Here is a 25,017-nt window from a genome sequence, read left to right as displayed (position 1 = left end):
TAGGGTCCAGACATGACGACGAACGACAGCGCAAGCGAAGGCGTCACGTACGCACCCGAGCACAGCCCCCGTCTGGAGTGGGCCAAGCTCGCCCCCGACGTCTACAAGGCGATGGTCAAGCTCGACGCGGCGGCCCGGCAGGGCGTGGACCCCGTACTGCTCGAACTGGTCAAGATCCGCGCCTCGCAGCTCAACCACTGCGCCTTCTGCCTCGACATGCACACCAAGGACGCGCTCGCCGCGGGCGAGAGCGTCGAGCGGATCGTGCAGCTCAGCGCATGGGAGGAGTCGAAGCACTTCTACACGCGGAAGGAGCTCGCGGCGATCGAGCTGACCGAGGCGGTGACCGTCCTCACGGACGGTTTCGTGCCGGACGAGGTGTACGAGCAGGCCGCCAAGCACTTCGAGGAGGCCGAGCTGGCTCAGTTGATCGCCGCGATCACGGTGATCAACGCGTGGAACCGGTTCGGCGTGACGTGCCGACTGGTGCCGGGGCACTACCGGGCGGGACAGTACAAGTGACCCCGGTCGAGAGCGAGCCGCGGCGCACGGCGCGGAGCGAGGTGGAGGTCTTCCGCGCACTGCATCAGGGCCGTCTCCCGGGCGATCCGCTGGTGCTGCCCGGGCCCTGGGACGCCGCGAGCGCGCGCGTGTTCGTGGACGCCGGGTTCCCGGCGCTCGCCACGCCCAGCGCCGGGGTCGCGGCCTCGCTCGGGTACGAGGACGGGGCCACGCCGGCCGAGGAGATGTTCGCGGCGGTCGCGCGGATCGTACGGGCCGTCGACGTGCCCGTGTCCGCGGATGTCGAGGCCGGGTACGGGCTGGCGCCCAAGGAGCTGACGGAGCGGCTGCTGGAAGCGGGTGCGGTCGGCTGCAATCTCGAGGACTCCGCCGGGGGTGTCCTCAAGGATGCGGCCCAGCACGCCGACTGGCTCGCCGAGGTGTGTGCCGCCGCCGGTGATCAGCTGTTCGTCAACGCCCGCGTGGACGTCTTCGCGTACGGCGATTCGGATGCCGAGCGGGCCATTGAGCGGGCCGCTCTGTATGTGGCCGCGGGGGCCGACTGCGTGTATCCGATCGGAGCGCCGCTCGATGTGCTTCCGCTGTTGCGGGCGGGGATCGAGGGGCCGGTGAATGTGTTCGCCCAGCTCGGTGGGCCCTCGGTCGCCGAGCTGGGGGAGCTCGGGGCGACGCGGGTCACCTTCGGTCCGGGGTTGCAACGGCGCTCCGCCGAAGCCTTGCGGGAGCTTGCCGTCAACTTGAGGTAGGGCTGCGCCGGGCGCCCCTTTGCGGGGCGCCCGGCATGGGGGGCTGGAGGCCTGGCCGGCCTGCCAGGCCGGCGAGGACAGCTACCGGAGCCATTGCCTCCATGTCGACTCATGGGACTCGACCCACTTCTTCGCCGCTTCCTGGGGGGACAGTTTGTCGTTGGCGATCATCAACGACACTTCGTTCTGGTCCTCGGTGGTCCACTTGAAGTTCTTCAGGAAGGCGGCCGCCTTGCCGCCCGTCTTGGCGAAGTCCGCGTTGAGGTACTTCTGGAGGGGGGTGTGCGGGTAGGCGCAGGCGACCTTCTTGGGGTCGGTGTCGCAGCCGTCCTTGTAGGCCGGGAGCTTCACCTCGGTCATGGGGACCTTCTTGAAGAGCCACTGCGGGGAGTACCAGTAGGTGAGGAATGGCTTCTTCTCCTTGGCGAACTGTTTGATCTGGGTGATCTGCGCCGCCTCCGAACCGGAGAACACCACCTGGTAGTTCAGCTTCAGGTTGTCGACCAGGGCCTTGTCGTTGGTGACGTACGACGGGGAGCCGTCGAGGAGTTGGCCCTTGCCGCCGCTCTCGGCCGTGCGGAGCTGGTCGGCGTATTTGTCGAGGTTCTTCCAGTCGGTCACGTCGGGGTGCTGCTTCGCGAAGTACGTGGGGACGTACCAGCCGATGTGCCCGGTCACCCCGAGGTCGCCGCCGCCGACGATCGTCTTCTTGTCCTCGACGTAGCGCTTCTCCTGGTCCGGGTGGCCCCAGTCCTCCAGGATCGCGTCGACGCGCCCCTGGCTGAGCGCGTCCCAGGCGGGCACCTCGTCGACCTGGACGGTGTCGACGCGGTAGCCGAGCTCGTGCTCCAGGAGGTACTGGGCAACGGACTCGTTGGCCTGCGCGCCGACCCAGGACTGCACGGACAGGGTCACGGTCTTGGCGCCCCGGGCGTTCGCGAAGGGCGAGGCCTGCTTGGTCATGTCGGCGGCGCCGCAGCCGGTCAGCAGCAACAGGGCCGAGGCGCCGGCCACCACAGAGACAGACACGGAAACAGTTGTCGTACGCAGTCGCATGTCACGCTCCCTTCTTCGCGCGGCGTTCGGTGGGCTGGGTCACCCGGTCGAGCATCAGGCCGAGGCAGACGATCGCCGCGCCGCCGACCAGGCCGGTCGCCAGGTCGCCCTGGGCGAGGCCGAAGACGACGTCGTAGCCGAGCGCGCCGCCGCCGACGAGACCGCCGATGATGACGACGGCGAGCACGAGCACCACGCCCTGGTTGACGGCGAGGAGCAGTGCCGGGCGGGCCAACGGCAGCTGGACCTGGCGCAGTTGCTGCCCGCTGGTCGCGCCGAGCGAGCGCGCCGCCTCCAGTGCGGCGGGGTCGACGGCGCGCAGGCCCTGGGTGGTGATGCGGACGACGGCGGGCAGGGCGTACACGACGGCGGCGGCCACGGCGGGCGCGCGGCCCACGCCGAACAGCGCCACCACCGGGATCAGATACACGAACTGCGGCATGGTCTGGAACACGTCGAGGACCGGCCTCAGCAGCCGCTCGACCCGGGCGCTGCGCGCCGCCGCGATACCGATCGCGAAGCCGAGCACGAGGGTGACCGCGACCGCGGCGAGCACCTGCGACAGGGTGTCGAGGGACGGCTTCCACACGCCCAGCACGCCGATCGCGGCCATGGCGAGGACGGCGGTGAGCGCGGTGCGCCAGGTGCCGATCAGCCAGGCGAGGGCCGCGACGATCAGCAGCACGGACCACCAGGGCAGCCACTGGAGGCCGTCGCGGAGCGGGTCCAGGATCCAGGTCGTGAAGTGGCCCGCCCAGTCGGCGGTGCCCCCGATGTACGGGACGCCGGAGTAGAGGTGGTTCGTCATCCAGTCGACGGCCTGGTTCACCGGCTCGGCGATGTGCACGGTCCAGGTGTCGGGCCAGTCGAGCCGCCCCGCGAGGCGTCCGGCGACCGCGACGACGACCGCCGCGGCGAGGGCGTACGCCCAGGCCATCGGGTTGCCCGGGGAGTCGTCCCCGAGCCGCTCCCCCGCCGCGCCGGTCACCCGGTCCAGGACGACGGCGAGCAGCACGATGGGGATGCCGGCGGCGAGCGCGGCGCCCACGTCGACGGAGGCCAGAGCCTGGTAGACGCGGTCACCGAGGCCGCCCGCGCCGATCACGGAGGCGATGACGGCCATGGACAGCGCCATCATGATCGTCTGGTTGAGGCCGAGGAGGAGTTCCTTGCGGGCCAGCGGGAGGCGGGCGGTGAGCAGCCGCTGCCGGGCCGTGGCGCCGAGCGAGGCGACGGCCTCCATCACGCCGGTGTCCGCGCCGCGCAGGCCGAGCGCGGTGAGGCGGGCCATGGGCGGGGCGGCGTAGACGACGGTGGCGAGTACGGCCGCGGGGACGCCGATGCCGAAGACCAGGACGACGGGGAGGAGGTACGCGAACGCCGGGAGCACCTGCATGGTGTCCAGCACGGGCCGCAGCGCGCGGAACGTGCGGTCGGACAGGCCCGCGGCGAGGCCGAGCAGCGCGCCCAGTACGACGGACGCGAGCACGGCGACCACCATGAGCGCCAGCGTCTGCATGGTGGGGATCCACATGCCGAGCAGGCCGCAGGTGAGGAACCCGACGGCGGTGCCGAGCGCCAGCCGTACGCCCGCCGCTCGCCAGGCGACGAGGGCCGCCACGGCTGTCACGCCGGCCCAGCCCGCCGCGAGCAGGACGAGGTAGACGGCGCGTACGGAGAGGACCACGGCGTTGCTGATGTAGCCGAAGAAGTACAGGAACAGGGGGTGGCTGTCCCTGTTGTCGATGATCCAGGTGCTGACCTTGCCGAGCGGGTCGGTGAGGTCGACCGTGAGGGCGTGGGGCCAGGTTCCGCTCGCCCAGCGGGCGTTGAGGACGGGCACGATGACGGCCGCCACCAGGGCGAGTAGGGCCAGCTTGCCGGCGGCTCGGTGGCGGAGCAGGGTTCTGGCCCGGTCCGCCAACCCGTTATGGCCCAGGGGTGCGGTAGCTGTAGCCATCAGGCCACCTCCTCGCCGGAGGCGGCAGGGGAACCCGCGTCGGGGCCGGCCGGGGGCCGGGTGTCGCGGGCCGGCGCTGTGCCTGCGCCGCCCTGCCTCGGGACCGACGCCGCCCCGGCGGCACGATGGCCCGCAGCTGACCCGGCTGTACCAGCGACCACTTCCAGCAGCGCGCCGGAGTCGACGACCCCGACGCAGCGGCCCTCGTCCATGACCCGGGCCGGGGAGCCGGTGCGCGCGACGGCCTCGATGGCCTCCGAGACCGTCGCCTCCGGTGTCACCGCCGGGCCCCGGCCCGCCTCCTCCGCGGACGCGGCGCGCATGGCCGTGCGCACCGTCATCACCTGCTCGCGCGGGATGTCGCGGACGAACTCGCGTACGTAGTCGTCGGCGGGCGAGCCGACGATCTCCTCGGGGGTGCCGAGCTGGACGATCCGGCCGTCGCGCATGAGGGCGATGCGGTCGCCGAGGCGCAGGGCCTCGTTGAGGTCGTGGGTGATGAAGACCATCGTGCGGCCCTCGTCGCGGTGCAGGCGGATGACCTCCTCCTGCATGTCGCGCCGGATCAGCGGGTCGAGGGCGCTGAACGGTTCGTCGAAGAGGAGGACTTCGGGGTCGACCGCGAGCGCGCGGGCGAGCCCGACCCGCTGCTGCTGGCCGCCGGACAGCTGGCCCGGCCTGCGCTGTTCCATGCCTTCCAGGCCGACCTTGGCGACGACCTCCGCGGCCCGCTCGCGGCGCTCGGCGCGGCCGACGCCCTGGATCTCCAGGCCGTACGCGACGTTGTCGAGGACCGTGCGGTGCGGCAGCAGGCCGAAGTGCTGGAAGACCATCGCGGCGCGGTGGCGGCGCAGTTCGCGCAGCCGGTTCTTGTCCATGGCGATGACGTCCTCGCCGTCGATGGACAGACCGCCCGACGTCGGCTCGATCAGCCGGGTCAGGCAGCGGACGAGCGTGGACTTGCCCGAGCCGGACAGGCCCATCACGACGAAGACCTCGCCCTTGTGCACGTCGAAGCTGACGTCCTGGACGGCGGCCGTGCAGCCGGTGCGGGAGCGCAGCTCGGCGGGGCCGAGCGCGGCGAGCTCGGGGTCGGCGGGGACCCGCTCGGCCTTCGGCCCGAAGACCTTCCACAGGTTGTGCACGGAGAAGACGGGCTCAGCGGCCTTACCGTTCATGGTGGTTGTCGTACGCATCACGCGGCACCACCGATCAGCTCGGCGCACTTCTCCCCGACCATGAGCACCCCGATCATCGGGTTCACGGCGGGCATCGTCGGGAAGACGGACGCGTCGGCGATCCGGATGCCGTCGAGGCCGCGGATGCGCAAGTCCGGGTCGACGACCGCGAGTTCGTCCGATGGCGCGCCCATACGGCAGGTGCCCGCCGGGTGGTACACGGTGTGCGCGACCTGTCGTGCGTACGCGCTGAGCTCCTCGTCGTCGGTGACGGCGGGACCGGGGCACACCTCGCGCTTGAGCCAGCCGGCGAGCGGCTCGGCCTTGGCGATCTCGCGGGCGATCTTGATGCCGTCGACGAGGGTACGGCCGTCGTAGTCGTCCTCGTCCGTGAAGTACCGGAAGTCCAGGGCGGGCTTGACGGAGGGGTCGGAGCTCGTCAGGTACAGGCGGCCACGGCTGTGTGGCTTGGGGATGTTCGGGGTCATCGAGACGCCGTGCGCCGGGCGCTCGTAGCCCAGCCGCTCCGGGTTGTCCGTGAAGGGGATCTGGTAGAAGTGGAACATCAGGTCGGGCCCCTGGTGCTCGGGGTCGCGGCGCACGAACAGGCCCGCGTCGGAGTCCATCGCGGAGTTCTCCGGGATGGGGCCGTTCGTTTCCCAGACGATGACGGACTCGGGGTGGTCGAGCAGGTTCTCGCCCACGCCGGGCAGGTCGTGCGCGACGGGGATGCCGAGCGCCTCCAGATCGGCGCGCGGTCCGATGCCGGAGTGCAGCAGCAGGCGCGGCGAGTCCACGGCGCCCGCGCACAGCAGGACCTCGTTGCGGGCCCGTACGAGGATCTCCTCGCCGTCCTTGGTGCGGACGTGCACGCCCGTCGCGCGCGTCCCGTCCAGCTCCAGCCTGTGCGCCCAGGTCTCCAGCAGCAGTGTCAGGTTGGGCCGGTGGTCCATCACCGGATGCAGATACGCCACCGAGGCACTCGACCGCTTGTTGTTCTCCGGGTGGTACGCCAGGTCGAAGAAGCCGACGCCGTCGGTGAACGGCTTCTGGTTGAAGCCCTCGACGCGCGGCACACCGAGCGCCGTCTGCGCGGCGTCGACGAAGTCGCGGGCGATCGCGTTCCGGTCCTTCTCGTCGACCGGGACGATGTTGTTGAGCAGTCGCGCGAAGTACGCCTCCATCGGCACCGCACCCCAACCCGTGGCGCCCGCCGCCTCCCACTCGTCCCAGTCGGACGGCAGCGGCTTGAACGCGATCAGCGTGTTGTGCGAGGAACAGCCGCCGAGCACCCGGGCGCGGCTGTGCCGGATGTAGGAGTTGCCGCGCGGCTGCTCGGTGGTCGGGTAGTCGTAGTCGAGTTCCCCGCCGAGCAGCCCCATCCAGCGGCGCAGGGTGAGGACGTCCTCGCGGTCCACGTCACTGGGGCCGCCCTCGATGACGGCGACGGTGACGTCCGGGTTCTCGGTGAGGCGGGATGCGATCACGGAGCCCGCCGTGCCGCCGCCGATGACGACGTAGTCGTACGTGTTCTCGTGCTGGGACATGAAGTGGTGCTCCTCTGCGGCGTGCAAGGTACTGCGCATAGTGATGGGGGGACGGGGAACTTGGGGGGACGGGGGACTCTGCCGGCGAAGGCTTCGCCGACGAAGGGCTTCAGCCGACGGCCCGACGGACCGACGGGCGGCGGGTTGCCGGTTTCGGCGGCTCGGGATCAGCCGGCGGGCCAGCGGGCGCCTGGCTCGGGATCAGCCGGCGGCCGGGCGCGCGCCTGGCTCGGGATCAGGCGGTGGGCCGGCCCGACCCGGTCTCAGCCGCCGAACCAGCGGACCGGCTTCGGCGCGAGGTTCTGGTACACGTGCTTGGTCTCGCGGTACTCGGCGAGACCGGCCGGGCCGAGCTCGCGCCCGACGCCGCTCTTCCCGAAGCCGCCCCATTCCGCCTGCGGGAGGTAGGGGTGAAAGTCGTTGATCCAGACGGTGCCGTGCCGCAGTCGTCCGGCGACGCGGCGGGCGCGGCCCGCGTCGGCGGTCCAGACGGCGCCGGCGAGCCCGTACTCGGTGTCGTTGGCGAGCGCGACGGCCTCGTCCTCGGTCCGGAAGGTCTCGACGGTGAGGACCGGCCCGAAGACCTCCTCGCGGACCACCGTCATCTCGCGGTGGCACTGGTCGAGGACGGTCGGCTCGTAGAAGTACCCGGTGGCGGGCCGGACGTCGGACGCCTCGGGGCGCTTGCCGCCGGTCCGCAGCACCGCGCCCTCGGCCAGCGCGGAGGCGACGTACGCCTCGGTCTTCGCGCGCTGCTGCTCGGAGACGAGCGGCCCGCACTCCACACCCTCCTCGGTGCCGCGCCCGAGCCGGATCCTCCCGGCCCTGCGCGCGAGTTCGGCGACGAAGCGCTCCCGCACGGACTCCTCGACGATGAGGCGGCCGCCCGCCGAGCAGACCTGGCCGCTGTGGATGAAGGCTGCGTTGAGGGCCTGGTCGACGGCGGTGTCGAAGCCCTCCTCCGTCGCGCAGGCGTCGGCGAAGACGACGTTCGGGTTCTTGCCGCCCAGTTCCAGGGCGACCTTCTTGACGGTCACGGCGGCCGCCTGCGCGACCTTCGTACCGCTGATCAGGCCGCCGGTGAAGGAGACGAGGTCGACGTCGGGGTGCTCGGCGAGGCGGGCGCCCACCGTGTGCCCGGGGCCGGTGACGATGTTGGCGACTCCGGCGGGCAGCCCGGCCTCGGCCAGTAGCCGGACCAGCGCGATGGTCGTCAGCGGGGTGATCTCGCTCGGCTTGACGACGAAGGTGTTCCCGGCGGCGAGCGCGGGCGCGATCTTCCAACTGGCCTGGAGGAGCGGGTAGTTCCAGGGCGTGATCATCGCGCAGACGCCCACCGGCTCGTGCACGACGACGCTGTGGATCTCGTCCGAGCCCGCGTCGACGACCCGTCCGCCGCCCTCCCCGACCACGAGGTCGGCGAAGTACCGGAAGGCGTCGGCGACGCAGTCGATGTCGACGCGCCCCTCTTCGAGGGTCTTGCCCGCGTCTCGGCTCTCCAGCAGCCCGAGCTCTTCACGGTCGCGCACCAGGAGATCGGCGACGCGGCGCAGGAGGGCGGCGCGGTCGGCGGTGGGGGTGCGGGGCCACGGGCCGTCGTCGAAGGCGCGCCGGGCGGCCGCGATCGCGGCGTCCGTGTCCTTCGTGTCACCCTCCGCGACCACGGCGAACGGCTTGCCATCCGCGGGGTCGAGGATCTCGCGGGTGGCGCGGGAGACGGCGTCACGCCACTCGCCTCCCACGTGGATGGTCTGCTGTGCCTGCTGTCCGGCCATGATCGGTGTTGCCTTCCGTTCTGTTCCGTGCCCCTGAGTCACACACGTGTCACCCTCGGAGGCCGGGAGCACCTGCCCCTCAACCCGGGATGCATGCACAACCGGTGACCAGAAGTGCGCCGCGTCACTGAAAAATCGCCCCAAATACTGAGGTATGGGGCGCCCCGTGCGCTGAGGGTGAGTAGACGCCTCCCTTTCCTTTGACTAAAGTCAAAGAAATATGGAGCAAGGGTCAGCGCATCACGTGAAGGCACTGCGCCGGTTCAACCGCTACTTCACCCGGCGCATCGGAGTCCTCGACGACCACTACCTGGGTCAGGACCGGCCCCTCGGCGAGGCACGGCTGCTGTTCGAGATCGGCGAGGACGGCGCCTCGCTGCGCGATCTGAGGAGCCGGCTCGGTCTGGACGCCGGGTACTTGAGCCGGATGATCCGGGCGCTGGAGGCGCAGGGGCTGGTCCGGGTGAGGGTGCACCCCGCCGACAACCGCCTGCGGATCGCGGAGCTCACACCGGCGGGCGTGGTCGAGGTCAAGGAGCAGGACCGGCGGTCCAACGCGCTCGCCGAGGGACTGCTGAGCGGCCTCGACGCACGGCAGCGCGAGGAGCTCACCGTCGCCGTCGCCGTGGCCGAACGGCTGCTGCGGCTGGCCGCGATCACCGTCGAACGCGTCGACGGCGCCTCCCGCGACGCCCGGGACTGCCTCGCCGCGTACGCCGCCGACATCGACGAACGGTTCCCGGAGGGCTTCGACCCCGCCTCCCTCGTACGACCCGAAGAGGTGTCGGGGGACGCGGGCGCCTTCCTGGTGGCGTACGAGGAAGGACGGCCGGTGGGCTGCGGGGCGCTGCGCCGGCTCGAACCCGGGGTGGGCGAGATCCGCCATGTGTGGGTGCACCCCGCGGCCCGGCGCCTCGGCCTCGCGCGACGGATCCTCGACGGCCTGGAAGACCGGGCCATCGAGCGCGGCTGCGAGGTCGTACGCCTCGACACGCACGCCGTGCTCACGGAGGCCCAGGCCATGTACCGGGCGTGCGGGTACACCGAGATCCCGCGGTACGACGACAACGTGTACGCGGCCCATTGGTTCGAGAAGCGGCTCGTCCGTCGAAGTGCCTGAGCCACCCCGCGTACGAGGGCACTTGGGAGCGGACGGCCGGACGGCCACCGCCCGTGAAAGCCCTGTGGGGCACCGCGACGAGCGGTGCCCCACAGGGGAAAAGCGACGAGCGAGTCGGCTCAGATGAGGCCGAGGGCGCGGACCGCCTCGCGCTCCTCCTCCAGCTCCTTCACCGACGCGTCGATGCGGGCGCGGGAGAACTCGTTGATGTCCAGGCCCTGGACGATCTCGTAGACGCCGTCCTTCGTGGTGACCGGGAACGAGGAGATCAGGCCCTCCGGGACGCCGTACGAACCGTCGGACGGGATGCCCATGGAGGTCCAGTCGCCGTCCGTCGTGCCGTTGACCCAGGTGTGGACGTGGTCGATGGCGGCGTTGGCGGCGGACGCGGCGGAGGACGCGCCACGGGCCTCGATGATCGCGGCGCCGCGCTTGGCGACGGTCGGGATGAAGTCCTCGGCCAGCCACTTCTCGTCGTTCACGGTCTCGGCGGCGTTCTTGCCGGCGACCGTGGCGTGGAAGATGTCCGGGTACTGGGTGGCGGAGTGGTTGCCCCAGATGGTGAGGCGCTTGATGTCCGCGACCGTCGTGCCGGTCTTCTTCGCGAGCTGCGTGAGCGCGCGGTTGTGGTCCAGACGGGTCATCGCGGTGAAGCGCTCGGCCGGTACGTCCGGGGCGGCGGCCTGCGCGATGAGCGCGTTGGTGTTCGCCGGGTTGCCGACGACCAGGATCTTGACGTCGTCCGCGGCGTGGTCGTTGATGGCCTTGCCCTGCGGCTTGAAGATGCCGCCGTTGGCCTCCAGGAGGTCGCCGCGCTCCATGCCCTTGGTACGGGGGCGGGCGCCGACGAGCAGACCGACGTTCGTGCCGTCGAAGGCGACGTTCGGGTCGTCCGTGATGTCGATGCCCTGAAGGAGCGGGAAGGCGCAGTCGTCGAGCTCCATCGCGGTGCCCTCGGCGGCCTTCAGCGCCGGCGTGATCTCCAGGAGGCGCAGCTTGACCGGCACGTCCGCGCCGAGCAGCTGGCCGGAGGCGATGCGGAAGAGCAGGGCGTAACCGATCTGGCCGGCAGCGCCGGTGACGGTGACGTTCACGGGAGTGCGGGTCATGGCGTTCTCCGTATGACAGCTGGCGGTGGGGCGTCGCTGCCCCGGGTGCAGGATCGTCTCCCGCGTCCGCCGTGATGATCGATCACCGGGGCCGATGATCGATCTCTTGGCGTCAAGAGAGATCCGCCCGTCAGGCTATCGCGCCTCCAGGACCCTGGACGTCCGGGTCCGTGTGGCCCGCCCCACAGAGCCTCGGAGGGAGGCGGCCGCCGGGCCCGGGAGAGTAGGCACGGCGACCGCCTTGGGGGTACCGGAGACACCGGATCCCGTGGGGGTTACCGTGCGCCTGCCCAGGAGCGGGGCGGCCAATCCCCCGAATTTCGGGGACCCCGAATTTTGGAGGCCCCGGAATTTGGAGGCCCCGGAAATTGGCGGCAGGGGGCGGACAGGGGCGGCGCGGGGAGAGAGAACCCGCCCATCCTGGGGAGAGGGAACCCGCCCACCCGCGCCACCGTCCGCCCGAGGGCGAACCGCTACTTCGTGCAGCCCTTCTGGCCCGACTTCAGCGTCGCGCAGGCCGTCGCGTCACCGGCGTCCTTCACCGCGACCATCGGGGTGTACGCGTCCGTGTCCGTGTCGACCGACCCGGTCTGCTTCGCCGCGGTGCCCGAGGAGGACACCTCCACCCGGTCACCGATCGCGGCCTGCGTGATGCGGGCCCAGGCGGCGCCGCAGGTCTTGCTGTAGCGCACCTCCACGAGCGTCGTACCGACGGTGACGCTGGTGGTGGTCCTGGCCAGCTGACCACCGCAGCCCATGTTCTCCGGGTCCTTGCCGGTGCAGTCCGCACCGCTGCACTTCACCCCGGCCGGCAGATCGGGGTTCGTACTGGCGGACGTCGCGGGCTTCTTGGGCGTGTCACCCGCGTTCTTCTTGTCCCCGCCCTGGGTGAGGTAGACGGCCACCGCGATGACGACCAGCGCACCGACGATCCCCGCGAGGAACATCCTGAGCCGCCGCCCACGCCGCGCCCCGTCCCCCGACCCGCCCCCGCCGGGCCGGGCGTCCTGCGGCGTACCTTCCGCCGACCGGGCCGGTCCGGCCGACGCCGGGGGACCGAACTGTCCGCCCCCGTCGGACGGCGAGGCGACGACTCCCCAACTGCCGCCGCGCCCCGCGCCCGCACCCCCGCGCGAGCCACCTCCGTACGACGAAGAAGCCCCGTACGACGAACCGCCGTACGGCGACGACTCCCCCGCGTCCGGGCCGGACGGCTGCACCGGCACGGACGGTACCGACGGCGGCACCGTCGGCGATACGCCCGCGGGCCCCGCGATCCCCGGTGCCGCGGTCGCGCTGCCGCCCTTCCGGGCGGTCTGCCGACCGTCGCTCCCCTTCGCCGGAGTCGGCCCGAACTCCCCGAGCGCGGCGCGCGCCTGGGAGATCCGGATCGCCTCCATGGTCATGTCGTGGCGCATCTCCGAGCGGCTCCAGGCGCGCTCGGCAAGCTCCCACATGGTGGTCAGATGGATGGGACTGGTCCCGGTCACCTCGGCCAGGGCGACGATCGCGCCCTTCGGCGCGAGGAGCCGGCCGTTGAGGTAACGCTCCCAGGACGTCTTGCTGTAGCCCGTGCGGTCGGCCACGGCGGCGATGCTCAGCCCGCTCCGGTCGACGAGCCGGCGCAGCTGACTGGCGAACTCCCTGACCTGCGGATCGAGTTCATCCGGCAAGGCCCTCCAACGAGGCATTGCTTCCCCCCTCTTTCCCCCCGTACGTGCACGACTGTTCCCCCGCGCGTGGCGCCCTCCGCCGAGTCCCCGTTCTGGTTACCCACAGGGATGCGCTCGGTCAGGATCTCAGTTCCCGGGATGGGGGCGCACGGGAGCATTCGGGCCGGAGCGCGCGTCGTTGCACGCCCGTTGGGCTGCGGTCCAGTGTCCCACCGGCGTCATGTACGGCCGGTCGAACCCCTGGCCTTCGCACGGGACATCCCGGACCGTCCCGATTGCCCACGTTAACCCGGCAGTTGTGAGGGATCAGGGCAAATCCCTGAACTTGTCAAGACATCGACACAACGAGAACACACGTGTGACCTCACGCGTCACGGGAGCGGTCACTTCACCCCAGGGTGACGGCGCCGACGAGGACGGCGAGGAGGAGAGCGAGCAGGAACAGGGCGCCGTAGAGGGGCAGCCGGCCCGCGGCGACGGGTGCGGGCGCCGGCGCGTCGGGCGACGGAGCGTCCCACCACGGAAGCGTGGGGTCGTCCTCGTACGGGCCGTCGTGCGCGTAGGGGCCGTCGTGCTCGTGCGGGCCGTCGTGCTCGTACGGGCCGTCGCCCGCGCGGCCGCACGCACCCTCGTGCGCGCCACCGCAGGCACCTTCGCCCGACGCGCCGCCGCACGCACCCCCGCCGCCGCACGCACCCTCGTCCGCGCCTTCCTGCGCGCCGAGAAGCGAGCCGCCCGCCGACGCAACAGCCGCCGAGCTGGTCGACGCCGGGCCAGCCACCCCCGGGGCGGTCGACGCCGAGCCAGCCGCTTCCGGGGCGGCCGACGGCAAGCCAGCCGCTTCCGGGGCGGCTGCCACCCCCACCCGCGGCCACACCCGCACCGCCAGCTCCCACCGCACACCGAACCGTTCGGCTTCCTCGCTCGCGAGACCCGCGACCCGGCACAGCGCGACGACCGCCTGGCGGGGCGGCGGCTGGGTCGCGTTGAGGTAGCGCTGCCAGGAGGACTTGCTGTACGCGGTGCGCGCGCCCAGGGCGACCAGGCTGAGGCCGGTACGGTCCTTGAGCCCTCGCAGCTGCTCGACGAAGTGGCGTACCTCGGGCGGAAGTTGCTCCGGCAGCGGCTGCCAGGCACTGGCGCCGGCACCGACACCGGCGGTCGCACTCGCACTCGCACCGGCACCGGGACGGGCACTGGCACGAGCGCGGGCACTGGCTCGGGTACTCATCGCTGACCTCCCTCGGCGTCCCCTGAGCGAGGGACGGCACCGGGCGGCGGACGGTTCCACGAGCGTCGGCGGCGCCGCGCGGCGAACGGTTCCCGGCCCACGGCACGGACCCCGTAGCGGAATGGTCACTTCCGTGCCACAGCGAACTGCCAGGTGTTGAACAGCCTGTTCCCGTGCACAAGTGTGGTCCCCGGGCGGCCAACCGCCCGATCGCGGCCCGTCCTGACTCGGGGGAGAGGATGGGCCGCGATCAAGCCCCCCGGACCGGACCATGCGCCCGCCCCCGGACCCGGACCAGGCCCCCGCCCTCGCCGCGCGGCACGAGGCCGCCCCGCGCTCAGCCGCCCGGTGTGACCAACCCCGTCTCGTACGCGACCACCACCGCCTGCGCCCTGCTGTCCAGACCGAGTTTGCTCATGGTGCGGTTGAGGTAACTGCTGAGCGACCACCCGAGAAGCACGGTGGCCCGCGTCCCCCAGGGGAGGCGCGGGCCATCGTCGTACGCGCGGCTGCTCAGCGCACCGTGAAGTGCAGTGTGTCGTCCAGGAACGGGATCTCCAGCCACGGGTTCGGCTGCGCCATCAGCGCGAGCAGCACGATGGCCACGCCGAGCACGCCGTACGTGAGCATGTCCGTGAAGCGGGAGCGGACCGCGAGCATGCCCACGCTCGGCAGCGTCCAGCGCATCACGGCGCCCGCGAGGAGCGCGACGCCGATGAGAATCGTCCCGAACCGGAACACGTCGAGCGCGGTCAGCAGCAGCCCGAGCCCGACGGCCGACAGCACGGCGAGGATCGGCCACTGACGGGCGGGCGCCGGGGCGTCCGAGGCCGCCGCCCGTCCGCCGCCCTCGGGCCGCGCGGTGTCCCGCGTGAACAGCGGGAAGCGCCGCGTGGTCCGCCGCGGCCTCCCCTCGGCGTCGGGGGCGCTGACGGGGTCGGTGACGGTCAGCTCGTCCCCGGCGTGCTCGGCGTCGTCCCCGGCGTACTCGGCGTCGTCCCCGGCGTGCTCAGCGTCGTTCTCGGCATGCCCAGCGACGTTCATGGCGCACCCAGCGTCGTCATCGGCGTGACCAGCGGCGTTCTCGGCGTCCCGCACGGCCGTCTCCGCATCTCGTACGGCCGCCTCGGAGCCCCGTACGCCCGCCTCGGCACCCCGCACGCCCGCCTCGGCGCCGGCGGTCCGCACGCGCCGCGCGTCACGCCCGGCCCCGCCGTCCTTGGCCCCGCCGTCAGTCGACACTGCGCTCCGCCGCTTCCACCACGTTGACCAGCAGCTGGGCGCGGGTCATCGGGCCGACGCCGCCCGGGTTCGGGGAGATCCAGGCGGCCACCTCCGCGACGTCCGGGTGGACGTCGCCGACGATCTTGCCCTCGGCGCTGCGCGAGACACCGACGTCGAGGACGGCGGCGCCCGGCTTCACGTCCTCGGCCCGGATGAGGTGCGCGGAGCCCGCGGCGGCGACGATGATGTCGGCGCGCTTGAGATGCGAGGAGAGGTCACGGGTGCCGGTGTGGCACTGCGTCACCGTCGCGTTCTCGCTGCGTCGCGTCAGCAGCAGCGGCATCGGGCGCCCGATGGTCACGCCACGGCCGACGACCACGACCTCGGCACCCTTGATCTCCACGCCGTAGCGGCGCAGCAGGGTGAGGACGCCGTTGGGGGTGCAGGGCAGCGGCGCGGGCTCGTTCAGCACGAGCCGCCCGAGGTTCATCGGGTGCAGGCCGTCCGCGTCCTTGTCCGGGTCCATCAGCTCCAGGATGCGGTTCTCGTCGATGCCCTTGGGGAGCGGCAGTTGGACGATGTAGCCGGTGCAGGCGGGGTCCTCGTTCAGCTCGCGGACCACCGCCTCGATCTCCTCCTGCGTGGCGGTCGCGGGCAGCTCACGCTGGATGGAGGCGATGCCGACCTGCGCGCAGTCGCGGTGCTTGCCCGCGACGTACTTCTGGCTGCCGGGATCGTCCCCGACCAGGATCGTCCCGAGGCCGGGCGTGACGCCCTTCTCCTTCAGGGCCGCCACGCGGGCGGTCAGATCGGACTTGATCGCGGCTGCGGTGGCCTTGCCATCGAGAATCTGGGCGGTCATGACCCCATACTCCCGGATGACCCGGCCCTGGTTCCAATCCGGGCGCCCGAGGGCCCACCCACCAGGCTTCGGCCGCCCTTCGACGCGCGTTCCAGTCGTATCCGGCCATGATCGGCGATGTTGCACTTGCACAACACATAGGGCATCCGGCTGGACAAGTAAGAGTCGGCTAAAGAACGATGAGCACACAGTGCCGCGGGCAGTACCGGGGGGACGGACCGCTCTGTAGAAATTCCTCCGAACCGTGCCGCGTCGTCCCCGCCCAGGCAACGGAGGAAAACCCGCCATGAGTTTCGGCGACCCGAACAACCCTTACGGGCAGCCGCCCCAGCAGCCCCCCGCCGCTCCGCAGGCCGCGCCCGGCTATGGCTACCCGCAGGCCCCGCCCGGCGTACCCCCGCAGGGCTACGGCTATCCGCAGCAGCCGGCGTACCCCGGCTACCCCGGCGGCAACCAGATGCTCCCGCAGTCGATGCCGGGCCTGCTGGTCACGGCCCGCGTCTTCCTGTTCATCATCTCCGCGGTGCAGATCCTGGCGGCTCTGGGCTGGTTCTACGTCGCCGCCATCGCCAACGACGTGTCCAACGCGGCGGACAGCTACAGCTCGTCGTCCGACGACCCGTTCAGCTCGTTCAGTGACGGTGCCGGCATCGCCTCGGGCGTCCTCGTGGTCATCGGCCTGCTCGCGGCGGGCCTCGCGGCCCTGTCGATCACGCTCGGCGTGAAGTTCGGCAAGGGCGGCCAGGGCATCCGTATCACCACGGTCATCTACGGTGCGCTCGGCGGGATCGTCGGTCTGATCCTGCTCTTCGTCGGCCTCGACTCCGGAATGGCCTCCGCGGTCATCTTCCCGCTGATCTGGGTCGTCTTCGCCGCCGTCATCACGGCGGCGCCGGTGGTGTCCAGCGGCACGGCCTGGTTCGCGCGCCCGCGTTACTGAGCAGCCTCGCGGCAGCTGCCACCCGCAGCAGGGCACACCCGCAGCACCGCACAACTCCGCAGCATCGCAGAACCGCACAACCAGGCGGCACCGAACAGCCGGACGCCACCGCGCAGTTCACGCTCTGCACACCAAAAGCCGTGTCCCACCCTGAACGAGGGGGGACACGGCCCTGGTACGTCTGTCCAGCATTGCCCCGGAAACTTCCGAGATTGCCCCGGGGCGAGAAGGGGCGCGGGTGCCCCGGGACGAGAAAGGAGCGCGGGTACCCCGGGGCAAAAAGGAGTGCGGGTGCCCCGGGGTAAGAGGGGCGCGTCAGTGGAAGAAGTGGCGCGTCCCCGTGAAGTACATCGTGATGCCCGCCTTCTTCGCGGCCTCCACGACCAGCTCGTCACGGACCGAACCACCCGGCTGGACCACGGCCTTGACGCCCGCCTCGGCGAGGATCTCCAGGCCGTCGGGGAACGGGAAGAACGCGTCCGAGGCGGCATAGGAGTCGCGGGCCCGCTCGGCGCCCGCCCGCTCGACCGCGAGCTTCGCGGAGTCGACCCGGTTGACCTGGCCCATTCCGACGCCGACCGACGCGCCGCCCTTGGCGAGCAGGATCGCGTTGGACTTCACCGCGCGGCAGGCGCGCCACGCGAAGGCCAGCTCGTCGAGCTCGCCCTCGCTCAGCGCCTCGCCGGTCGCGAGGGTCCAGTTCGCCGGGTTGTCGCCGTCGGCCTGGAGACGGTCGGTGACCTGGAGCAGCGCGCCGCCGTCGATGGGCTTGACCTCCGCGGGGTGGGAGGGCGCGGCCGGGGCCTTCAGGACCCGGATATTCTTCTTCTTGGCGAGAGCTTCGAGGGCCCCGTCCTCGTAGTCCGGCGCGACGATGACCTCGGTGAAGATCTCGGCGACCTGCTCCGCCATCTCCTTCGACACCGGGCGGTTGACCGCGATCACGCCACCGAACGCCGACAGCGGGTCACACGCGTGCGCCTTGCGGTGCGCCTCGGCGACGTCCGAACCGACCGCGATACCGCACGGGTTGGCATGCTTGATGATCGCGACACAGGTCTCGTCGTGGTCGTACGCGGCACGGCGGGCGGCGTCCGTGTCCGTGTAGTTGTTGTACGACATCTCCTTGCCGTGCAGCTGCTCGGCCTCGGCGAGACCGACACCCGTGCCGTCGACGTAGAGCGCGGCGGGCTGGTGCGGGTTCTCGCCGTAGCGCAGGGTGCTCTTGCGCTCCAGCGTGGCGCCCAGGAAGTCGGGGAACGGCGAGTCGTCGACAGGCGCGTAGGAGCTGGCGAACCAGCTCGCGACCGCGATGTCGTACTCGGCGGTGTGCCGGAAGGCCTCCGCGGCCAGCCGCTTACGGGTGGCGAGGTCGAAGCCGCCGTCCTTGACCGCGCCGAGGACATCGGCGTACCGCGCCGGGCTGGTGACGACGGCGACGGACGGGTGGTTCTTGGCCGCGGCCCGGACCATCGAAGGGCCGCCGATGTCGATCTGCTCGACGCACTCGTCGGGCGTCGCGCCCGAGGCGACGGTCTCGCGGAACGGGTAGAGGTTGACGACGACGAGGTCGAACGGCTCGACACCGAGCTCGGCGAGCTGCTCCCGGTGGCTCTCCAGACGCAGGTCGGCGAGGATGCCCGCGTGGACCTTCGGGTGCAGGGTCTTGACCCGGCCGTCCAGGCACTCGGGGAAGCCGGTCAGCTCCTCGACCTTGGTGACGGGGACCCCGGCGGCGGCGATCTTCGCTGCGGTGGACCCGGTGGAGACGAGCTCGACACCTGCCTCGTGCAGCCCGCGCGCCAGCTCTTCGAGGCCGGTCTTGTCGTACACGCTGACGAGCGCGCGTCGAATGGCCCGCTTGTTGCTCTCGGCGTTGGCGGTGGCGGTCACTGGATAACTACCTTTCGTCCCTCAATGCGATAGCCGTTGCGGGCGAGCCGCCCCACGACATCGACGAGCAGCCTTCGCTCGACTTCCTTGATGCGCTCGTGCAGAGCGCTCTCGTCGTCCTCGTCCCGGACCTCCACCACGCCCTGAGCGATGATCGGTCCGGTGTCGACACCGTCGTCGACGAAGTGGACGGTGCAGCCGGTGACCTTGACGCCGTACGCGAGCGCGTCCCGCGCGCCGTGGGCCCCCGGGAAACTGGGCAGCAGGGCGGGATGCGTGTTGACGAACCGCCCCCCGAACCGGGCCAGGAATTCCTTCCCCACGATCTTCATGAACCCGGCGGAGACGACGAGGTCGGGCTCGTACCCGGCGGTCGCACCGGTGAGCGCCGCGTCCCACTCCTCCCGGCTGCCGTAGTCCTTGACCCGGCGGACGAAGGTGGGGATGGCGGCCCGCTCGGCGCGCGCGAGCCCCTCGATGCCGTCGCGATCGGCCCCTACGGCCACGATCTCGGCTCCATAGGCCTCGGGCCCTGCCTCCGCGATGGCATCGAGCAGTGCCTGCAGATTCGTACCTGATCCGGAGACCAGCACGACGAGGCGCTTGGCCTTGGCCACGGCGGGGCCCTTTCTCGGGGAAGCGTTTGTACGGTCGTACGAATGCTTCACACCCCCGGATACGGGGAAGTCTACGAAGCGGCCGACCGTCAGCAACGATACCGGCACACCGGACGGCCCCCACGGGACGGGGGCGTGGCCGGAAGGTAGCGTCTGGGGAGGATCCACCCGGGGCCGCCGTCCAGTACGAGGGGAACGCCCTGCGTGCGCGGGACGTTGACCTGGGGACGGGTACCAACGCTCGGGTGCGAGCCCGGGGATATGACGCTCGGGGCATGAGCCCGCCAGAACCACCAAGGGGAAGACGCACACCTGATGCCGGACCGCAGTCTCCGACTCCCTCCGCTCCTGCTGCGCGAGCAGCGCCCTTCGCCTACGCCGCCACGGTCGAGCGGGGACGCACCGGCAGACGGGAACGGTTCCTCCGGCGGACGTGGTCCCGACACGCCTCCCTCAGGTCCGGGATCGGCGGACTCGGACGACAATCCCTTCGCGCCGCCACCCGAGGGGACGCCCGACCGCCCCTGGCAGCCGAGGCGCCCCGCGAACGGACAGGGCGCGGACGAGAACGGGAACGGGAACGGCGGGTCCGGCGAGGGCGGAAGCGGCCCGTCCCCGTGGGGCAGCCAATGGAGCGACCGGCAGCCCGGGCCCTCGACCGGCGGCCGTTTCGGTGACCGCCCCGGGGCTCCGCAAGGGCAGGGCGGCCAGAGCGGCCCGGACGGGCCAGGCAGCGGTCCGGGTACGGGTATGCGCTGGGACCCGACGGACCCGGCCCAGCGGCGTGCGCGCTACGCCCTGCTCTCCGGTATGTGGGCGTTCTTCTTCGCCCTCTTCAGCTGGCCGTACGTGGCGCTGCTGCTCGGTGCGCTCGCCCTGTACTGGGGCGGCAGCGCCCTGCGGGCCAAGCCCCGCACCCCGGATCCGGACACCCCGGCACCCGATCCGACCGCGCGGCCGCAGAAGACGGCGGCGGTGAGCGGGCTCGTCACCGCATCGCTGGCCATCGTCATGGTGGCCGCCGGCTTCACCGCCCAGTTCGTCTACAGCGACTACTACTCCTGCACGACCGACGCCCTCACCAACGCCGCGAAGCAGTCCTGCAACGACCTGCTCCCGAAGGAACTGCGAGGCGTACTGGGCACCCGCGGCTGAGGCCCGGTGGGGGGCCGCTGATTTTCAGCCCGTCCGGCGCTTGAGGACGAGGCCGTTCAGGCCGATGCGGGGGTCTGGCTTCCAGCCCGTCCGGCGCTTGAGGACGAGGCCGTTCAGGCCGAAGCGGGGGTCTGGGGGCGGCAGCCCCCAGTAACAAGGGACGGGTAGGGGCGGAGGGGGCGAAAACTCCACCCCCGACGCACCTCACGTCGGATCGGTCGGCTCCGGAGAGCCACCCCGCTCCGGCGAGCCACCCGGCTCCGGGGAGCCGCTCGACTCCGAAGGGCCACTCGACTCCGAGGGAGCGGACGCCTCCCTCAGCGCCGCCCACCGGATCTCGCGAGAGGCGTCCTCAGGCCACGGGACGTCCACGGGATCGGTGGGCAGAAAGTCGTACGGCCCAGGATCCTCAAGCAGGGACTCCCGCTCCAGGGACCCCCGTCCCAAGGCCCCCCGTTCCAGGGACCCCCGCACCGCAGCCTCCCGAACCGCAGGCTCCCGCGGAGCACCCTCCACCGGCCCCGCCGGAACCTCCCCCACACCCTCGCGCGACCGCGACCGCGACAACCACGGACCCACCGCCCCCCGAAGCGCCACCCCAACCCCTACCGAAGCCCCCCGCCCCTCCCGAACCCGCCACCCCCGCACCCCCACGGCCACCGGAACCCCCACCACCCAGGTCCACGCCACCACCGCCGCCCCCACCTGCCACCACACCGGCCCGAAGTGAGCCAGCGCCGCCACCCCCAACGGCCCCCCGGCCAGCGCGGCCAGCAGCGCGAACACGGCCCCGCACACTCCCGCGGCAAGCCCGACCGCGGCCACCGTCCGCCGCCCGGACCAGACCTCACCCGGCCCACCATCCCCACCCCCCGGCACCGCCGCCCGCACCACGAACCACGCCACCGTCACCCCCGCAACCACCGGCACCACCCCGCTCGACCAGCTCAACGGCCCTCCGCCCCCGGGCACCGCCGCCAGCAGCGGAAACGCGGGCAGCATCGGCCCTGCCACAGCCCCGGAGAGCGGCCCCGCCACATGCCCGGCGCCCAGGACGATCCCGGGACCGAGCCCGTACGCCGCCCCCCACACCGCCGCGTTCGGCACCAGCACCAGACAGAGCAGCAGCACCGCGAACCGCCCCGACCACCCCTCGGTGAGCTGCGAGAAGGAGTCACGGGCCGTCCCCCCGTGCCACACCAGCGACGCCGCCACCAGCAGCGCCCCACCTCCCACCAGCGCCGCCACCCCGGCACCGGCGGCCCGCACCACGGCCCCGGGAAACCGCTCGTCACCCCGGCCACCGTCGCCGCCGCCGATCCCGCGCATCCCGCCGATCCCGTCGATCCCGTCGCGGGTGGCGAGACGACGTACGGCCGAGGTCAGACGCGGCGGCACGGCCGCGGCGACAACCCGTCGCCCCCACGCCGGCATCGGCCCTTGCGGATGCCCGTACGCCGTCCAGACCCCCACCCCCGTCGCCACCGTGGCGAGCAGCGGCAGGCAGACGACGGTCCACACCCAGGAGGGACGCAACGCGCCGCCCGAGGCGTACAGCGCGGCGGCCATGCCGACGGTCAGATAGCCGGCGACGGCTCCGGCCCACGCCGTACGCGGCGCTGCCTCCGAGTCGGCGTCGGCCGCGTCGCGCCCCGCCCGGTGCAACAGCCACACCGGCAGCATGAGCAGCAGCAGCGGTGTCACCCCCACCGGCATGGGCAGGCCGGACAACGTATCGGTGCGGATCAGCTCCACGCCGTGCGCGAGCAGCCACAACGCGGCGGCGACATGCAGCGCTCCGCCCGGTCCGCTGTCCGGGTAGGGCGAGCTGATCCACAGCACCATGACGAGGACGGCGAACGAGCCGAGCCCGAGCCCCGCCGCGAGGGCGCCACTCAGGAGGCTGGCGGCCAGTCCGGGGGACGGGGCGCGCATCCGGGTGAGCAAGGACGACAACGACAGCCTGCGGTCGGTCATTTGGGTCACACCGCCATGCTCCCAACGACACGCGCTTTCCCGTCGTAACAGGCGAACCTCGGCTGTGTCGCTCAATATGCAGCTATGCACTTTTTCGTACGAAACGTCACCCAGTGGGGTGCGACATGACGCAGAGCCCTCCTGCCCCGCTGCCGGCCCCCGAGGAGCGCCGCCGTCTGCGTGAGGCCAAGTCGCTGACTCAGGCCGACGTCGCCGCCCGGGTGGGCGTCACCCGCAAGACGGTGCGCGCGTGGGAGACCGGCCGTACGACGCCGCGCGGCAACCTACGGGACGCGTACGTAAAACTGCTGACCGAGCAGGCGCCCAGCGACGCCGAGGTGACCGTACGTCAGGAACGCATCGCTCCCGCACCGGTGGGCACCGGCGTGCCACTCCCCGACAAGGAGAAGCCGCCCGCCGACACAGAACCCTCGCACGCGCAACCCGCGCCCGCATCCCCACCTCGGCCCGCCGCGCTGACGCCCGATCAGGCCTTCGACGCCCTCTACGCGTTCTGCTCCCCGACCCTCGTACGGCAGACCTATCTGCTCACCGGGCGACGCGAACTGGCGCGCGAATCCGTGGAGCGCGCCTTCCAACTGGCCTGGCACCGCTGGCCCGAGGTGGCCCTCGACCGGGATCCCGCCGGGTGGGTGCGGGCGACGGCCTACGAGTACGCGCTCTCCCCCTGGCACCGGATGCGCCTGCGACACCGGCACCCGGAGGCGCCGCCCGCCGACCCCGCCGACCGCGCGCTGCTCGACGTACTCCTGAAGCTGCCGCCCGTGTACCGGCGCACGCTGATGCTGTACGACGGGGTCGGGCTCGACCTGCCGGAGACCGCGGCCGAGACGGAGGCGAGCACGCCCGCGGCGGCCAACCGGCTGCTGCGCGCACGCGAGGCCGTCGCGGCGCGCCTGCCGGAGCTGGCGGTACCGGAGCAACTGCACCGGCGGCTCGCCGAGGTCGCGAGCACGGAGCGGCTGCGGGCGCCCCAGCCCCCCACGGTCCGCTGGAGCGGCGAACGCCGCGCCCGCCACTGGACCCGCGCCGCCATCGCCTTCACGGCCCTCCTCATCGGCGCCACCTCACTGACCCTCCGAACGGCCCCCGACCACTACGAGGCCCCGCTGTCCCGCGGCGAAACAGTCCAGGGTCTACCCCCCCGACCCGCCATGGGCCCGCTGTCCCAGGCAGAGCAACAGCTCCAGGCCAAACTCAAGTCGGAGACGGTGAACGGCCCGGGACGACTGGTGCCAGAGAGTCGTTAGCGCTGTGGGCGATCACTCCGTGCGAAAGCGCTGTGGGCAGCCGCTCCATGCGGAAGCACTGTGGGCAATCGCTCCATGCGGAAGCACTGTGGGCAATCGCTCCATGCGAAAGCGCTGTGGGCAATCGCTCCATGCGGAAGCGCTGTGGGCAATCGCACCGTGCGGAAGCGCTGTGGGCAGTCGCTCCACGCGGACGAGGTCCCAGGAAACGCCGGTGGGCCCGCACCCCCGCAAGGGGTACGGGCCCACCCGACGTTCACTCAGGAAGAAGCTCAGCCCGCGAGAATCTCACGCGCGAGCTTCGCCGTCTCGGTCGGCGTCTTGCCGACCTTGACGCCGGCGGCCTCGAGGGCCTCCTTCTTCGCGGCGGCCGTGCCGGAGGAGCCGGAGACGATGGCGCCGGCGTGGCCCATGGTCTTGCCCTCGGGCGCGGTGAAGCCGGCGACGTAACCGACGACCGGCTTCGTCACGTTCTTCGCGATGAAGTCCGCGGCACGCTCCTCGGCGTCGCCGCCGATCTCACCGATCATCACGATCAGGTCGGTGTCGGGGTCGGCCTCGAACGCGGCGAGCGCGTCGATGTGCGTCGTACCGATGACCGGGTCGCCACCGATGCCGACGGCCGACGAGAAGCCGATGTCACGGAGTTCGTACATCATCTGGTACGTCAGCGTGCCGGACTTCGAGACCAGGCCGATGCGGCCCGGCTTCGTGATGTCGCCCGGGATGATGCCGGCGTTCGACTGGCCCGGGGTGATGAGACCGGGGCAGTTCGGGCCGATGATGCGGGTCTTGTTGCCCTTCGCCTTCGCGTACGCCCAGAAGGCGGCGGAGTCGTGGACGGCGATGCCCTCGGTGATGACGACCGCGAGGGGGATCTCCGCGTCGATCGCCTCGACCACGGCGGCCTTGGCGAACGCCGGCGGCACGAAGAGGACGGAGACGTTGGCGCCCGTCTTCTCGATCGCCTCGGCGACCGTGCCGAAGACCGGGATCTCGGTGCCGTCGATGTCGACGGACGTGCCCGCCTTGCGCGGGTTCACGCCACCGACGATGTTCGTGCCGTCGGCCAGCATGAGCTTGGTGTGCTTCATGCCCGTGGCACCGGTCATGCCCTGGACGATGACCTTGCTGTCCTTGTTGAGGAAGATAGCCATGGCG

Annotated in this window: 19 protein-coding genes and 2 pseudogenes; 6 read left to right on the top strand and 15 right to left on the bottom strand. The window is 71.7% G+C overall.

The features are described from left to right. Nucleotides 1-12: 12 nt before the first annotated feature. The gene (locus tag ACFVXA_RS04450; protein WP_383903884.1) at nt 13-522 is read left to right on the top strand and encodes a carboxymuconolactone decarboxylase family protein; all 510 of its coding nucleotides are present in this window, start codon (nt 13-15) and stop codon (nt 520-522) included. Further along, nucleotides 519-1,268: an isocitrate lyase/phosphoenolpyruvate mutase family protein gene (locus ACFVXA_RS04445; protein WP_389937426.1), complete on the top strand. Its 750-nt coding sequence runs from the start codon at nt 519-521 to the stop codon at nt 1,266-1,268. The genes ACFVXA_RS04450 and ACFVXA_RS04445 overlap by 4 nt, the downstream gene beginning before the upstream one ends. Nucleotides 1,269-1,349: 81 nt before the next feature. Here the strand turns inward: ACFVXA_RS04445 and ACFVXA_RS04440 are convergent, their stop codons facing one another. The 5 genes from ACFVXA_RS04440 to ACFVXA_RS04420 all read right to left on the bottom strand — a co-directional run bounded on the left by ACFVXA_RS04440 (nt 1,350) and on the right by ACFVXA_RS04420 (nt 8,784). Beyond that, on the bottom strand, nt 1,350-2,324 hold the full coding sequence (locus ACFVXA_RS04440; protein ID WP_362021763.1) for an ABC transporter substrate-binding protein: 975 nt from the start codon (nt 2,322-2,324) through the stop codon (nt 1,350-1,352). 1 nt (nt 2,325) lies between these two features. Further along, nucleotides 2,326-4,284 carry an ABC transporter permease gene (locus ACFVXA_RS04435; RefSeq protein ID WP_390023781.1) on the bottom strand — a complete coding sequence of 653 codons (1,959 nt, stop codon included), beginning with the start codon at nt 4,282-4,284 and terminating at the stop codon, nt 2,326-2,328. After that, nucleotides 4,284-5,462, bottom strand: a complete 1,179-nt coding sequence (locus ACFVXA_RS04430; protein ID WP_390023779.1) for a glycine betaine/L-proline ABC transporter ATP-binding protein — start codon at nt 5,460-5,462, stop codon at nt 4,284-4,286. Before ACFVXA_RS04430 ends, ACFVXA_RS04435 begins: the two co-directional genes overlap by 1 nt. Nucleotides 5,463-5,479: 17 nt before the next feature. After that, nucleotides 5,480-7,048, bottom strand: coding sequence for a GMC family oxidoreductase (locus tag ACFVXA_RS04425; protein ID WP_383903889.1), 1,569 nt, complete (start codon nt 7,046-7,048; stop codon nt 5,480-5,482). A gap of 224 nt (nt 7,049-7,272) precedes the next feature. Beyond that, complete coding sequence (locus ACFVXA_RS04420) at nt 7,273-8,784, bottom strand: aldehyde dehydrogenase family protein (protein ID WP_390023777.1); 1,512 nt, start codon at nt 8,782-8,784, stop codon at nt 7,273-7,275. Nucleotides 8,785-9,004: 220 nt separating this feature from the next. Here ACFVXA_RS04420 and ACFVXA_RS04415 point away from each other — a divergent pair, with 220 nt between their 5' ends. Next, nucleotides 9,005-9,904 (top strand): GNAT family N-acetyltransferase, encoded by a 900-nt coding sequence (locus ACFVXA_RS04415; protein WP_390023775.1) that lies wholly within the window; start codon nt 9,005-9,007, stop codon nt 9,902-9,904. Between the two features lie 119 nt (nt 9,905-10,023). Here the strand turns inward: ACFVXA_RS04415 and ACFVXA_RS04410 are convergent, their stop codons facing one another. From ACFVXA_RS04410 to ACFVXA_RS04385, 6 genes and pseudogenes are all read right to left on the bottom strand, one after another. After that, nucleotides 10,024-11,013 (bottom strand): malate dehydrogenase, encoded by a 990-nt coding sequence (locus ACFVXA_RS04410; protein WP_389755408.1) that lies wholly within the window; start codon nt 11,011-11,013, stop codon nt 10,024-10,026. Nucleotides 11,014-11,486: 473 nt separating this feature from the next. Continuing rightward, nucleotides 11,487-12,704 (bottom strand): DUF2690 domain-containing protein, encoded by a 1,218-nt coding sequence (locus ACFVXA_RS04405; RefSeq protein ID WP_390023773.1) that lies wholly within the window; start codon nt 12,702-12,704, stop codon nt 11,487-11,489. 784 nt (nt 12,705-13,488) lie between these two features. Then, nucleotides 13,489-13,809 (bottom strand): annotated as a pseudogene (locus tag ACFVXA_RS04400) (helix-turn-helix domain-containing protein); the annotation flags it as partial. Between the two features lie 445 nt (nt 13,810-14,254). Next, a pseudogene (locus ACFVXA_RS04395) lies at nt 14,255-14,350 on the bottom strand (DNA-binding response regulator); the annotation flags it as partial. A gap of 80 nt (nt 14,351-14,430) precedes the next feature. Then, nucleotides 14,431-14,961: a DUF3017 domain-containing protein gene (locus ACFVXA_RS04390; protein WP_389937454.1), complete on the bottom strand. Its 531-nt coding sequence runs from the start codon at nt 14,959-14,961 to the stop codon at nt 14,431-14,433. A 187-nt stretch (nt 14,962-15,148) separates the two neighbouring features. Further along, complete coding sequence (locus ACFVXA_RS04385) at nt 15,149-16,003, bottom strand: bifunctional methylenetetrahydrofolate dehydrogenase/methenyltetrahydrofolate cyclohydrolase (RefSeq protein WP_362021786.1); 855 nt, start codon at nt 16,001-16,003, stop codon at nt 15,149-15,151. Between the two features lie 286 nt (nt 16,004-16,289). Here ACFVXA_RS04385 and ACFVXA_RS04380 point away from each other — a divergent pair, with 286 nt between their 5' ends. Continuing rightward, nucleotides 16,290-16,943, top strand: coding sequence for a hypothetical protein (locus tag ACFVXA_RS04380; protein ID WP_362021789.1), 654 nt, complete (start codon nt 16,290-16,292; stop codon nt 16,941-16,943). A gap of 315 nt (nt 16,944-17,258) precedes the next feature. Here the strand turns inward: ACFVXA_RS04380 and purH are convergent, their stop codons facing one another. Further along, complete coding sequence (purH, locus tag ACFVXA_RS04375; protein WP_362021791.1) at nt 17,259-18,836, bottom strand: bifunctional phosphoribosylaminoimidazolecarboxamide formyltransferase/IMP cyclohydrolase; 1,578 nt, start codon at nt 18,834-18,836, stop codon at nt 17,259-17,261. Next, nucleotides 18,833-19,453, bottom strand: coding sequence for a phosphoribosylglycinamide formyltransferase (gene purN / locus ACFVXA_RS04370; RefSeq protein ID WP_362021794.1), 621 nt, complete (start codon nt 19,451-19,453; stop codon nt 18,833-18,835). Before purN ends, purH begins: the two co-directional genes overlap by 4 nt. Before the next feature lie 315 nt (nt 19,454-19,768). Here purN and ACFVXA_RS04365 point away from each other — a divergent pair, with 315 nt between their 5' ends. Next, nucleotides 19,769-20,608 (top strand): hypothetical protein, encoded by an 840-nt coding sequence (locus ACFVXA_RS04365; RefSeq protein ID WP_389463271.1) that lies wholly within the window; start codon nt 19,769-19,771, stop codon nt 20,606-20,608. Between the two features lie 204 nt (nt 20,609-20,812). Here the strand turns inward: ACFVXA_RS04365 and ACFVXA_RS04360 are convergent, their stop codons facing one another. After that, entirely contained in the window at nt 20,813-22,585 is a 1,773-nt protein-coding gene (locus ACFVXA_RS04360) for a DUF6350 family protein (protein WP_390023839.1), read from the bottom strand. A 125-nt stretch (nt 22,586-22,710) separates the two neighbouring features. On the opposite strand from ACFVXA_RS04360, the gene ACFVXA_RS04355 reads away from it, so the two are divergent. Then, nucleotides 22,711-23,856 carry a sigma factor-like helix-turn-helix DNA-binding protein gene (locus tag ACFVXA_RS04355; RefSeq protein WP_383735826.1) on the top strand — a complete coding sequence of 382 codons (1,146 nt, stop codon included), beginning with the start codon at nt 22,711-22,713 and terminating at the stop codon, nt 23,854-23,856. Nucleotides 23,857-24,128: 272 nt separating this feature from the next. Here the strand turns inward: ACFVXA_RS04355 and sucD are convergent, their stop codons facing one another. Further along, on the bottom strand, nt 24,129-25,013 hold the full coding sequence (gene sucD / locus ACFVXA_RS04350; protein ID WP_164370410.1) for a succinate--CoA ligase subunit alpha: 885 nt from the start codon (nt 25,011-25,013) through the stop codon (nt 24,129-24,131). Between the last annotated feature and the right edge of the window lie 4 nt (nt 25,014-25,017).

The sequence above is a fragment of the Streptomyces sp. NPDC058246 genome (genome assembly GCF_042881985.1).
Classification (GTDB): Bacteria; Actinomycetota; Actinomycetes; order Streptomycetales; family Streptomycetaceae; genus Streptomyces.
This window is presented reverse-complemented; position numbering and strand designations above follow the sequence as displayed.